Genomic DNA, 12,942 nt, shown 5'->3' with positions numbered 1-12,942 from the left:
TACTTCCAAATGCCCATTCTCTGAAGCAAACATCAAAGCTGTCCAATTACCAAATTCATCTTTAGCATTTATATCAGCACCTTTATCTATCAAATATTTTACTACTTCCAAATGCCCTTTCTCTGAAGCCACCATCAAAGCTGTTACATTATTATTACTTTTAGCATTTATATCAGCACCTTTATCTATCAAATATTTCACTATTTCTAAATGCCCATTTATTGAAGCAAACATCAAAACAGTCCAATTATCATCATCTTTAGCATTTACATCAACTCCTGAGGCTATTAAAAGCTCAGCCATTTCAAAATCACCTTCTCTACAATAAAACTCAAGTTCGCCTTCTCCATTGATGAAATCAATTTTATCCAAATTTCTGTGAAGTTTTCCGCCGTAAATAAGAAGAAGTTTTACTATATCTCTATAACCTTTTATAAAAGCACAATGCCTAGCAATATGAAGTTCATTATGTTCAAACTCTTCTGTTGTTTCTAATATATTTTTTACTTTCTCTAAATCTCCAAGTCCGGCTGCTTTTTCTAATTCTATATTTCTTTTCATAAATTACTTCCTAATAAACATTAAAAATATAGGCGATTGAAAATCAACACTTTCAAAAAATTAACTTCCAATCGCCCATTAGACTTTATATATTCAACTTTTACTTTTTATCTATTTTGTTATTTATTATCATCAACTATCTCATAATCAGCATCAACTACACCATCATCTTTTCTGCCTGAATCTTGGCTGTTGTTTTGCTGAGCCTGCTGTCCTGCATCTGCCTGACCTTGCTGAGCACCTGCTTGTTTATAAAGTGCTTCTGAAGCTTTGTTCCATGCTGCTTGTAAATCGTCTGTAGCTCTTTTAATATTATCTGTATTATTAGATTCTACTGCTGATTTCAAAGCACTCATTTTTGACTCAATTTCTGATTTGTCAGAAGCAGGTAATTTGTCTCCGTTTTCTTTTAATAATTTTTCTGTCTGATAAATCATATGGTCAGCATTGTTTTTAGCTTCAACTTCTTCTTTTTTCTTTTTATCTTCTTCAGCATGTTTTTCAGCATCCTGAACCATTCTGTTTATTTCATCTTCGCTTAATCCGCTTGAAGATTCTATTCTTATTTTTTGTTCTTTACCAGTACCCAAATCTTTAGCTGTAACATGTACTATACCGTTTGCGTCTATATCAAATGATACTTCTATTTGAGGAACTCCTCTTGGTGCAGGCGGTATGCCTACCAAGTCAAATCTTCCAAGCTCTCTGTTATCATTAGCCATTTTTCTTTCACCTTGTAATACTCTGATAGTTACAGATGACTGATTATCTGCTGCTGTAGAGAATACTTGTTTTTTGTTTGTAGGTATAGTAGTGTTTCTGTTGATTAAAACAGTCATTACTGAACCTTCTGTTTCAATACCAAGTGAAAGCGGAGTAACGTCAAGAAGAAGTACATCTTTAACATCACCTTTGATAATACCGCCTTGTACAGCTGCTCCCATTGCTACTGCTTCATCTGGGTTTACGCTTTTGTTTGGTTCTTTATTAAATATGTTTTTAACTGTTTCCTGAACCATAGGTATTCTTGTAGAACCTCCTACAAGTATTACCTCATCTATATCGCCTATAGAAAGTCCTGCATCTTTCAATGCTTTTTCACAAGGTATGCGTGTTTTTTCTACCAAATCTCTGATTAAATCTTCAAATTTAGCTCTTGTCAAAGATACATTCAAGTGTTTAGGACCTGATGCATCTGCTGTAAGATAAGGCAAGTTAATATCTGTTTGTAATGAGCTTGAAAGTTCTTTTTTAGCTTTCTCGCCTGCTTCTTTTAATCTTTGTAAAGCCATTTTATCATTATTCAAATCAACGCCTGTATCTTTTTTGAACTCATCTATAAGCCAATTAATTATAGCTTGGTCAAAGTCATCACCGCCCAAGTGAGTATCACCGTTTGTACTTTTTACTTCAAATACTCCGTCAGCCAATTCAAGTATAGATATATCGAAAGTACCGCCGCCCAAGTCATAAACTGCGATTTTTTCATCTTTCTTTTTCTCCATACCATAAGCTAATGCTGCTGCTGTAGGTTCGTTTATTATTCTTAATACATTAAGTCCAGCAATACGTCCGGCATCTTTAGTAGATTGTCTTTGACTGTCATTAAAGTATGCAGGTACTGTAATAATAGCGTCAGTTACTGTTTCACCTAAATACTCTTCTGCTGTTTGTTTCATTTTTTGAAGTATTCTAGCACTTATCTCCTGAGGAGTGAAATTTCCTTCTAAAGTTTTAATTTTTACTTTTCCGCCGTCTTCTATAACTGTATAAGGCATTCTTGAACGTTCTTCTGATACTTCAGCATAAGTGTTTCCCATAAAACGTTTAATAGAAAATATTGTATTTTCTGGGTTAGTTACCATTTGGTTTTTAGCAGGCTGACCTACTAATACTTCCCCTTTATTTGTGAATGCTACTATAGAAGGTGTTGTTCTGTTTCCTTCACTGTTTGTTATTACTACAGGTTTTCCGCCTTCCATTACTGATACACATGAATTTGTTGTTCCTAAATCTATTCCAATTATTTTACTCATAATAAATTTCTCCTTTTAATCATTTAATTAATATTTTTTTAATATTATAAATTAATATTAGTATAAAGATTGTTTGTTATATATTTTATTGTCAGTCTTTCGTCAGAACACTAACAACATATTCAGTATGACCATTACCCAAATGTGAAGTAGTAAGGTCTACATTGATTACTTCTTTGTCTTTGATGTGATTGTTAATCGCATCAGTCAAATCCTGAAGAACTCTGTTTATATGCTGTATACTTTCTTTTTTGTCTGCTTTCGGCTCGTAATAAGCTCTAAAAAGTTGAATATGTGCCATAAAATCTCCTAATTAATTTATTTACTCTTTAGGTGCCGCAGGAGGTTTTCCTACTACTACCTTAGCTGTTCTCAAAAGCTCATCATTTAATTTATAGCCTTTAGCATAAACTTCAACAACTTTTTCTTTATCAAGTTCTGGAACTTCTATCATAGTCAATGCTTCATGTACATTAGGGTCAAACTCTTCTCCCAAAGACTCTATTTCAGAAACTCCATTGTCATGCATAAAGTCTATAAACTGTTTATGTATTAGCTCTATACCTTTATAGTATTCAGTGCCTTGTATATTCTCATCTTTTTCGCCGGCTTTTAATGCTCTTTCAAAATTATCCATGAAAGTTAAAAGCGATAATAATAATCCTTTATTTGCTCTTTTTATTGCATCTGTTTTTTCTTTAGCTGTTCTCTTTCTGATATTCTCTGCTTCTGCCATAGCGTACATATATTTATTTTTCATATCAGAAGCTTCCTCTTGCAGCTCCTCTACTTTTTTCTTTAATTCTGCAACCTCATCATTAGAAGATTCTTCATTGTTGCTCTCTTTATTTTCTTCAGTAGTATTTGTATTTTCCAATTCTTCATTATTCTCTTTATTAGTATCCTCTTTATCACCGCTTTCATTCGTTTCTTTTATTTCTTCTTCCATTTAATCTCCTTTAATGGATATTTATTATTACTGCCTGAAGTCTTTGATCAGGCATACGTCTATATATATGCAAGAAACGTGCCAACATAAATTATTTTTTATAATATGCTGGTAAAGGCAAAAACTTATAAAAACATAAAATAAGGTTATAAAACGTATAATATGTAGCATTATACTATATATTTATCATATAATGAACTATAATATATAAAATGGCTATAGTATTAGAATCGAAATATTATACATTTTCATGAGACTATGTATAGTTTTAATACATTATCTTTAATGAATAATGTATTATTTTAATACTATTATAAAAAAGGAATGTATAAATATTACTGTAATTGCTTATATAAAAAGAAAAAGGGTTAAAAAAGTATCACCCTGATAAAAAACAGCAGGGTGATAAGGAGGTTTATGAAAAATTGTATTAATTTAACAATACTTTTTTATTATATACAATATATGACAAATGTCAATCTATTTTTTCGAATTTTTATAAAAAATATTATAAAAACTATGAAATATTGGATATAATTTCATTAATTTCTGAAAATAAATGAGAACCGCTTCTCAATTCATCTTTTACCTTATCTCTTCCATGTATTATGGAAGCATGATCTCTGTTAAACTCCAAGCCTATCTCTGTAACTGATTTTTTTGAGTATTCACAAGATAAATATATAGCAACATGTCTTGCTTTAGCTATAAATTTGGTTCTGTCTTTGCTCTCAAAAGAAGACATTTCTATACCGTAATAATCAGCAACCATTTTTTTAATTTCTTTAACAGTGGCATTTTTTAATTTAGGCTTATTGGTAAAATAATCTTTAAATATACCCATTTTCTCGCATTGTTCTACATCTGGTGTAAGCTTCATCAAATCTCTAACGGATAAATATGCCCTTATAGCACCTTCTATCTTTCTTACATCTGTAGTAATATTTTCTGCCATATATTTCATTACTTCTTCGTCTATGGAAGTATGCAAATCAAATAATTTTCTTTCTATAATAGCAAGTCTTGTCTCATATTGAGGAGGCTCTATTGAAAGGATAAGGCTTTTTTCAAATCTATTTTTTAATCTTGATTCAATATTTCTCAATTCTTTTGGAGGTTTATCACTGACAAATACCATCTGTTTTGCAGCACTATCCAATGCCTGAAAAATTTCGAATAATTCCTTAGATGTCTCCTGAGCACTTTCAAGAAGCTGTAAATCATCTAACAAAAGCATATCTAATGATTTATATTTTCTTTTAAAAACTTCTGGTTTTTTATTCTGAAGGCATGATACATATTCATCTCTGAATCCGCTTCCATCTATATAAAGCACTTTAGCATTAGGATTGGCTTCAAGATAGCTGTTCCCTATAGCCTGAAGTAAATGAGTCTTCCCTATGCCTACGCTTCCATATACATAAAAAGGATTGTACTCCTTACCAGGGTTAGATGATACATACTTAGCAGCTTCAAATACATATCTGTTATTATTTCCTTGTATAAAATTATCAAATCTGAAATAGTCGTTTAAATTTGATTTATTGTTAGAAACTTCTTTTTTTACAGCATTAGATACTTCCGCATTATTATTAGTAGTTTCGGATTTCTCCTGATGTTCTTCCTCAGGAATTAAATGCTCATTAACAAAATCTGCATCAACTCTTACATCGATATCTATATTATCTGAGCATTTATCATTAAAAAAATCTTTTATTCGTCCTAAAAAATCTTTTTTTATATGAGTAGCCGCAAAATCTCCTGAGCATACAATAGCAGCCTTATTATTATCTTCTACAACAAATACACTGCCTTTAAGCAAAGCTACAGCTGTAAACTCATCATCTTCGCTGATAATATTTAAAAATTCATTCCAATACTGTTTAATATCTTCCATAATTCAATTATCTTTATAACTATATTCTAACAATTTTATCATCGGTATTTATCAGCGAAAGTATAGAAGTTTCATTTTTATGATAATTTTACATATTATACCTAATATTATTTTGTAAACTTATACATCAAAATTGTTTTTATAATGAAATAATTTTATTTTTGAAAAAAGCTGCAAAAAAGACTAATTTTTATATCATGATATTTAATAGACTTGTTTCAAAACTATTTTTATTTATAATTGCGGGGACTAGCCCTGCGAAGCACACAGTCGTGCCCGCTCTGCGTGCCGACGAAGTCCGCATTTTGCGTCGGCACCCCCCGCTTCTTTTGCCGTCCGCTCTGCGTGCCGTAGGCAAGGCACCTACTCGGTGGTGACCCATACGAAGTACGCCTGCGGCGAGAAGCATACTCTGTACACCTTCGGTGAAAGACTGCATATTCATATATTAAAATGATAAATTATACAACATGTAAAACATACGATTTGCATGATAATTAATATTATATAATTTAACATAAAACAATAAACTATTAAAATTATTTGTCAAGTACTTTTGAAACAAGTCTAATATGTCAAAATATAATTATTTCATTGAGTTGGAATATAGCGTCTAAAAGAATCTACCTTCACACGTAAATATATAATTAAAAAACACATTTCCATGATAAATTATAATTGTTTACGTATAATAAATACTATTCAAGAAGCCTTTTCTGTATATAGTCAATCTCTTTAAGTATATTCTTTCTAGCCTCTGCATCCTTTCCCCATACAGCCTTGCTTAATGCAGTTTCATAATTATTTAATGCCTCTTTAAGAAGAGTATTTGTATTTTTATCAATATATTTTTCTGCTCTTGTCTTATAAATCTTTCCAAGAAGTTCATATCCGCTGTAATCATCTGGAAGCAATGCCAAATAGTTTAATGCATAATTCTCTGCATTGATATCATCTTTAAAATTAATCAAATATACTAGAGCAGCCCTATAATTTGCCGCAGCATAATTTTTATTTATTTTAACTATATTTTGATAATTACTCAATGCCTCTTTAGTATTTCCTATAAGCTCATTAATATAAGCCTTTTGATAAATATAATTAATATTATTATTATCTAAAGCTATTGCATTATTAATAGACTTCATAGCATTACTATAATCGCCAATATCAGTATAAAGTTTTGAAGAAGCATAAAGTCCGTCTTTAGTATTAGTATTTCTATTAAGCAGCTCATCAATAGATGAAGATGTATAATTATCTAAATGTACAGCAGTTTCAGCTATATAAATTGGGTTTACATCTAAATATTTTGAAGCCCTATCATAACATTTCATAGAATAAGAATACAAATAAGCCTTATTATATTCTCTTCCAAGCAGCATGTCTTTTCCGCCATATACATTAATATATTCTGTCATTTTATTTATTATATTAAATCCTTCTATGTTATATTCTCTTATATAGCTTTCTGCAAGTCTTATTCTGTTTTCTATATATGCAGGAGCAATTCTTAAAATTTCATTCATAGTAGAAGATAAAGAAACATAAGCATTTATATTATCATAAGAACCTATAGAACTTAAATATGAATTGACATCCATCTCATTTTTTACAGCCAAAGCATCATAATTGCTTCTGTTTCTTCTAATAGCCAAAGCTGCAGTTTTAGAAGCATTTTCATACTGTTTATTTTCATAGAGATAAGCCGCATAAAGTCCGTAAGTTACAGATTCTATTTTTTTAATATAAGCAACATCATAATTTTTATTTCTTAAGTCAGATATATATGCCAAAGCCTCATCAAATTGATTAAACCTTATAAACTCATATATTCTATCAGTAACCAAATTTAAATTTAATTTTAATTCCTCTTCCCAATATTCTGTTGCCTTTATATCTATGATGTCTCTTTCTTTTTGATAAAGAGAGGTATCATTATTTGAAGCCCTTATTTCTAATAATTTTCTTAACAATAATACATTATTTACACTGATTATATTAGCATTAAAACCTTCTTTTAATATATCTATAGCCTTATCTATAGAACCAAGTTTATAATAAGCATCGGCAATATATCCTATTCTAAGCTGTTCTTCAGTACCGTAAAATCTGTACATAGATAACAACTGCATCATATCTACATAATAATTCTTCTGTTTTAATTGATCGGCTTTATCAAGTATCATATTATAATCTATATTCTTTAATAATTCATCAGCAATATTTTTGTAAGATGTAGTTTCAGATAATAGTTTTTTTGCCTCAGTATATCTTTTTTTTCTTATTAAACTTTTACTGTATTCAATTTTATTTTCATCAGATATGTTATAAAAATTAATTATTTGAGATATGATGTTATCAGGATAGTAAGTATATCCTATATCATAAAGCATAGAAGCAAATGTTTCATAAAGTCTTGGCTTATTATAACAATATTCAAGTCCGTTTTCTAATATTTTTATAGCTTCTGTTTCATTATTTTCATATAAAGATATTTGAGCTAAAATAGCATAAGCCTCATCAAAATCTTTTTCTGACAATATTAATTTTGATAGAATAGATTTTGCACTCTGATAATCCTTAATTTCAAAATATGTTTTACCCAAAGCTACAGTTATTTCTGGATAATCTGCAGAATATGAAGAGATATTATTTAATATTGAAAGAGCATTAGTATAATTTTTAGCCTGAATCTGTTTATCCCATAAATAAAGCTCTTTTTTTACTACGGCATTTGATATTTTACTCTGTATTCTAATTTTATCTTCTTCATTTGAATATTTAGCACTTTTATAATTATTAACAGCATCATCATACCTATTATTTAATAAATTTAAATCTCCAAGCCCCTCATTTCCGTAAGACGGGCTATCTTTAAGAGAGCTTTGAAAATATGAATTTGCACTTTTTATATCGCCGTTTTTTAAGGCAGAATTACCAGCTAAAAACAGCCAATAAGGATTATTTGTTGCCTTATATGCTGTAAGATAAGTTATTACAGTCTCTTCATATTCATTTATAGTTTCAAAAAAATTCCCTGCCAAACTATAAACTTTATCAGTATCGTTTGCGTTTATATATAAAGATAAAAGTTTTGTAAAATCTAAAGCGGCATAATGTAAATCTGAATGTCTGAAATATGATAATCCTCTTATATAATACAGCTTATAATAATTTGTATAATTAGCTTCTAAATTATTACAAAGTTCAATAGCTTCAAAAAATTTTCCTTCCATAGCTAATTTTTCAGCTGTTTCTAATTCTCTATTAATAATATTATCATTACTAATAGCTATATTATTAGTATGTGCTTTTATATCATCTAAAGAAATATTTATATTCCTGTCTTCCATCACAAAATGATATTGTAAAATATCTCTGGAATATGCCGAAATATATAATGTAAAAATTATAAGCAGTATATTTTTTAATTTCATAACAAGTCCTTATTTACTATTTTTAGTATCGGAATAGAACTTGAAATATTTTAATTAAGTAAGCAGGTAAGAATGAAAGAGATAGTTATATTGATATCGAATGCAGGAAATATAAAAGACAAATCAAATCAGTTTATGCTAAATATGATAGAGCATTTTTATAAATCTGGAATAAGAATAACTGTATTTTCAAAATCATTCTCAAAAAACTTTCCTGCATATATAGCAAGAAAACATCTATCTTCATTACTATTTGCAAAATCAGCTAAAGATATAGCAAATATATCAGAAAATGCCGACGCCATTATAGCTATGGACTTCCCTATGAATATAATCGCTTCTATGACAAAAAATATATTCATAAAAAAAAGATTAAATAAAATGCCTGTTATAGTATGGTATGCACTTAATTTTCAGAATCATTTATATTTTCAGGAGAAAAAAGATAATAAAACTAAATTAACAGAAAAAAGACTTATAAAATTGGATTATGAGCATACATTAAATATGGATATAATTATATGCGGAAGCAGTAAAATAAAAGAAAGATTACTATATTTGCATAAAGATATCAAAAATATAGAAGTAATACAGCCTTATTTTTCTCCATATATTTTTATAAATAAGAGTAAAGAAAAAGATAAATCAATAGTAATATTTTATGATAAAGAAGACACTATATTTAAATGTACTGCTGCATATGCTCAGTATTTAAAAGAAACTGAAAATATATACAGATTAAAAATAATAGGATACGATAAAGAATTAAAAGAAAATATAAGCAAATTATCTATAGAACAATATGTTGATTTTATAGATGAAGATAATAATGCATACATAGCAGAGATTATATCAAATTCAAATGCTATTATAATACATAATACAAAAGACTCTTTTTATACTCAATTAATGGCAGCTTGGCATTATAAAACACTTCCTATAATAGATGAAAATAGCTCTTCAGCTGAAATAGCATTAGATGAAAAAAATGCATTGATATATAATTCTAAAAATCCTATATCAATAATATCAAAAATAAAAAAAATGTCAGAAAATAAAAAGACATATGAAATGTTTATGAGCTCTATTAATGAAGCAGAAAATACTAATAAGATACTAGGATTTATAAATGCTTTTTCTCAGGGCAGCATATGAATAAATGGTATTTAAGAAAAATTAATAATAAATACGAACTTTACTGTATTGATGACAGCTTTGATGATGAAGCTCCTATTTTAGTGCTTACAAATATTTTAAAAGATAAATATAAAGACATCATATTTAAAGATGAACAGTCCAATATTATGGGAGGCGAATACAGCAAAAAAGTAATAATTGATAATATAGAACTTAATATATACGAGGAATTATCATCTTTAACATTAAGCTCTGACGATAAAAGAGCAAATGATATAATACTAGAAATATCTCATTTATTAAATGCTGAAATTATATAACTTATTTATTATTATCATTTATTCTTAAACTATCAATAGCATTATTCAATTCTCTTTTTAATTGTTTTCTGTTTATCTCATTTCTTATTTCATCTTGATACATTCTATTACTGTTTTCCATGCTTTCTAATTGAGTATGCCCCATTTTAAAAACCTGCTTCAATATATTTTTAGCGTCTTTATATCCCTCTTCAAGACGCATTCTAGCTCCTTCAAGAGAAAAATCCATAGCACCAGTAAAAAAATCGCCTATATCATTACTCGGCACTATTTCATATACTTTGCAATTAGAAGATTTTTCTATAGCAGCATCTTTATACAAATTAATAACTATTATCTCATCGCAGTTCTCATCATAAAGAGGTCTTAAAGGAAGATTATTTCCGTTTAATATTTCAACTCCGCCGTCAACATAGTCAGTTCCATTTATATTCTGTCTTCCGAATACTAAAGGTATAGCACTTGTTGCCATCATTATTTCTTTTATTTCCTGATGAGTTCTGCCGTTTAGCTTAAAATATTCTACATCTATTTTTTTTAAGTTTACAGCAGCTGCATATATAGGATACTGATAATTTACAATAATATCAATATTTAAATACTTATCTATTATCTCTATAAGCCCTTCCCTACTGAATATTCCGTTTGAAGATATAAAAGAATTATTTTTATCAATTTTCTTTTTTGATAATATTTTATCTTCTATTTCATTAGTCCAAATATATTCAGCTATCTCATAATTATTCTGTGCTATTAAGCATGCATTAAGAACGCCTACAGAAGTTCCAGCAATAGCTTTAATCATATTATCAACTTCATATTCTTTTAAAGCCTTCCAAACTCCTATCTGATAGCTTCCAAGTCCGCCGCCGCCGCCTAATACTAAACCTAATTTTTTCATAAATAATTTATAACTCCTAAATACTATTAAATCTTACTTAAATATACTCCCCAAAAATCATTCATAAACTCTAAATAATCTTTTTTGTTTTTATCTGCTGATTTCTCTATCTTCTTATCCATTTTCTCTTTATATAATTTTATTTTTTTATACTGATCCTCTAATTTCTGCTTATATCTGTATATATCTTTATTTGATGAACAATAATCAAAATATTTATTTAAGTATTTCATTGTATTTTCATAATCTCTTTTTATCAAATATATTTTGGCAGTCTCTTTGTAGCATAAAGGCTTTTCATAATATTGAATCTCTTTTATAAGTATTTTATACATGCACTCTATTCTTATATTATGTGCTTCTTTATTATCTTTTTCTTTGCTTAATATAATATCACATTCTTTTACAGCTTTTTTATATTTTTTTTCAGAGAAATATTTTTTTGCCAATTCTACTCTGGACTCTATACTTACAAAATTATTTTTACTTGGAAAATTTGTTTTTTTGGATATCATTTTTAATTCATTCATTATCAGTATTATAATATCATAATTTGTTATCTCTGTATTATAATCAAAATTTGATATATTCATTCCGTATTCATTTATTAAATTAAGTTTTATACTAGATACATCAGCATTTCCAAAATTGAGTATTGATGTTATTATATAGCTTTCTTCTTTAGATAGACTATCCAATTTTTTTATACCGCTTAATATAGGTATAACATAATTTGGAAGATATATATTGTATTTAATATTAGAAAAAATTTTATCTATAAAATTAGGCTTATCAATCAATTTATTATATATATCTATTACTTTAGTTTTTGCCTCAGAATCTATATTAAAATCCATTAGTATAGATTTTATCATGTAAATATGCTCTTTGGTAATAGAGTTTTCATTACTGTAGCATATTTTTGAAAAGAGATCATTACTCAAACATATAATCTTTTCAATATTATCCATATCATTATATTTAATATTATCAAATTCAAGTATATTTGCCGAAGCCTTAAACTCTAAAAGCTGAACCTTTTTTTCAAGCGAATCTATTCTATTGGATTCCTGATTTATTTTATTAAGTATATAGTTAAAAGACTCTCTTATATTATTGCATATAGTTACAAGTTCTTTTTCAATATTTTGTTCTATATTATTTAATTTATTATTTATATATATGAGTCCTTCATAAGTTATTTTATTTTGCTCAGCTAAACACTCTATCATTTTTATTGAAGCATCTTTTACTAATATATAATTATAATCTATCTCACCTCTTACCTTTCTATTTTGTCCTGTTATGGAATTAAATATATTTTTGAAAAAACCTTGTTTTGATAAAAATTCAGTTCTTGACTTTCCAGCACTTAAAGCGGATACTGCTTCTATGGTTAATTCTGTAAGTTTAGTAGAGTTATGCTCATATTCTTTTATATTATTAAGTATATATTCTTGTATTATTGTTTTATCTTTATCATTAATCTCATTTTCATAAGGTATAGCTAAATTCATGATAACTCCAATAAATATAATAAGTATAAAATGAATGTGTATATTATACAATCTATTGCTTTTTTTAACAATTATGTTATTATATAAATAATGCACGGGTTCCATACATATTGCATTTAAGTATTCCTTAATTTCTTAAAGTATAGCATAGGAGTATCATAATTTAAAGTAGAATGTATTCTTT

At 27.9% G+C, this 12,942-nt stretch carries 10 protein-coding genes; 2 read left to right on the top strand and 8 right to left on the bottom strand.

Annotated elements, in window-relative coordinates; all coding sequences use genetic code 11:
* From Q1X91_RS12110 to Q1X91_RS12085, 6 genes are all read right to left on the bottom strand, one after another.
* On the bottom strand, positions 1 to 561 hold a 561-nt coding region (locus Q1X91_RS12110; protein WP_300757821.1), incomplete at its 3' end, for an ankyrin repeat domain-containing protein.
* 119 nt (positions 562 to 680) lie between these two features.
* Positions 681 to 2,597, bottom strand: a complete 1,917-nt coding sequence (gene dnaK / locus Q1X91_RS12105) for a molecular chaperone DnaK (RefSeq protein ID WP_300757818.1) — start codon at positions 2,595 to 2,597, stop codon at positions 681 to 683.
* Between the two features lie 91 nt (positions 2,598 to 2,688).
* Entirely contained in the window at positions 2,689 to 2,898 is a 210-nt protein-coding gene (locus tag Q1X91_RS12100) for a hypothetical protein (RefSeq protein ID WP_013112545.1), read from the bottom strand.
* 21 nt (positions 2,899 to 2,919) lie between these two features.
* Positions 2,920 to 3,546 (bottom strand): nucleotide exchange factor GrpE, encoded by a 627-nt coding sequence (locus tag Q1X91_RS12095; RefSeq protein WP_300757815.1) that lies wholly within the window; start codon positions 3,544 to 3,546, stop codon positions 2,920 to 2,922.
* A 517-nt stretch (positions 3,547 to 4,063) separates the two neighbouring features.
* Positions 4,064 to 5,443: a chromosomal replication initiator protein DnaA gene (dnaA, locus tag Q1X91_RS12090; RefSeq protein ID WP_300757812.1), complete on the bottom strand. Its 1,380-nt coding sequence runs from the start codon at positions 5,441 to 5,443 to the stop codon at positions 4,064 to 4,066.
* 698 nt (positions 5,444 to 6,141) lie between these two features.
* On the bottom strand, positions 6,142 to 8,883 hold the full coding sequence (locus Q1X91_RS12085) for a tetratricopeptide repeat protein (RefSeq protein ID WP_300757810.1): 2,742 nt from the start codon (positions 8,881 to 8,883) through the stop codon (positions 6,142 to 6,144).
* A gap of 72 nt (positions 8,884 to 8,955) precedes the next feature.
* Here Q1X91_RS12085 and Q1X91_RS12080 point away from each other — a divergent pair, with 72 nt between their 5' ends.
* Together Q1X91_RS12080 and Q1X91_RS12075 are read left to right on the top strand one after the other, a co-directional pair.
* Complete coding sequence (locus Q1X91_RS12080) at positions 8,956 to 10,038, top strand: glycosyltransferase (RefSeq protein ID WP_300757808.1); 1,083 nt, start codon at positions 8,956 to 8,958, stop codon at positions 10,036 to 10,038.
* Positions 10,035 to 10,340, top strand: coding sequence for a hypothetical protein (locus Q1X91_RS12075; protein WP_300757805.1), 306 nt, complete (start codon positions 10,035 to 10,037; stop codon positions 10,338 to 10,340). Before Q1X91_RS12080 ends, Q1X91_RS12075 begins: the two co-directional genes overlap by 4 nt.
* A 1-nt stretch (position 10,341) precedes the next feature.
* Here Q1X91_RS12075 and Q1X91_RS12070 read toward each other — a convergent pair whose 3' ends face one another.
* A complete protein-coding gene (locus Q1X91_RS12070) occupies positions 10,342 to 11,241 on the bottom strand; it encodes a patatin-like phospholipase family protein (protein ID WP_300757803.1) in 900 nt (299 codons plus the stop codon).
* A 26-nt stretch (positions 11,242 to 11,267) separates the two neighbouring features.
* The gene (locus Q1X91_RS12065) at positions 11,268 to 12,758 is read right to left on the bottom strand and encodes a hypothetical protein (RefSeq protein ID WP_300757801.1); all 1,491 of its coding nucleotides are present in this window, start codon (positions 12,756 to 12,758) and stop codon (positions 11,268 to 11,270) included.
* Between the last annotated feature and the right edge of the window lie 184 nt (positions 12,759 to 12,942).

It is taken from the genome of uncultured Brachyspira sp. (assembly GCF_949287625.1).
Lineage (GTDB): Bacteria > Spirochaetota > Brachyspiria > Brachyspirales > Brachyspiraceae > Brachyspira.
This window is presented reverse-complemented; position numbering and strand designations above follow the sequence as displayed.

What these genes read in the sequence shown, in the direction of transcription:
- Q1X91_RS12080 (WP_300757808.1), top strand. Translation starts at nt 8,956, where the DNA reads ATGAAAGAGATAGTTATATTGATATCGAATGCAGGAAATATAAAAGAC.
- Q1X91_RS12070 (WP_300757803.1), bottom strand. Translation starts at nt 11,241, where the DNA reads ATGAAAAAATTAGGTTTAGTATTAGGCGGCGGCGGCGGACTTGGAAGC.
- Q1X91_RS12075 (WP_300757805.1), top strand. Translation starts at nt 10,035, where the DNA reads ATGAATAAATGGTATTTAAGAAAAATTAATAATAAATACGAACTTTAC.
- Q1X91_RS12095 (WP_300757815.1), bottom strand. Translation starts at nt 3,546, where the DNA reads ATGGAAGAAGAAATAAAAGAAACGAATGAAAGCGGTGATAAAGAGGAT.
- Q1X91_RS12085 (WP_300757810.1), bottom strand. Translation starts at nt 8,883, where the DNA reads ATGAAATTAAAAAATATACTGCTTATAATTTTTACATTATATATTTCG.
- Q1X91_RS12065 (WP_300757801.1), bottom strand. Translation starts at nt 12,758, where the DNA reads ATGAATTTAGCTATACCTTATGAAAATGAGATTAATGATAAAGATAAA.
- dnaK (WP_300757818.1), bottom strand. Translation starts at nt 2,597, where the DNA reads ATGAGTAAAATAATTGGAATAGATTTAGGAACAACAAATTCATGTGTA.
- dnaA (WP_300757812.1), bottom strand. Translation starts at nt 5,443, where the DNA reads ATGGAAGATATTAAACAGTATTGGAATGAATTTTTAAATATTATCAGC.
- Q1X91_RS12100 (WP_013112545.1), bottom strand. Translation starts at nt 2,898, where the DNA reads ATGGCACATATTCAACTTTTTAGAGCTTATTACGAGCCGAAAGCAGAC.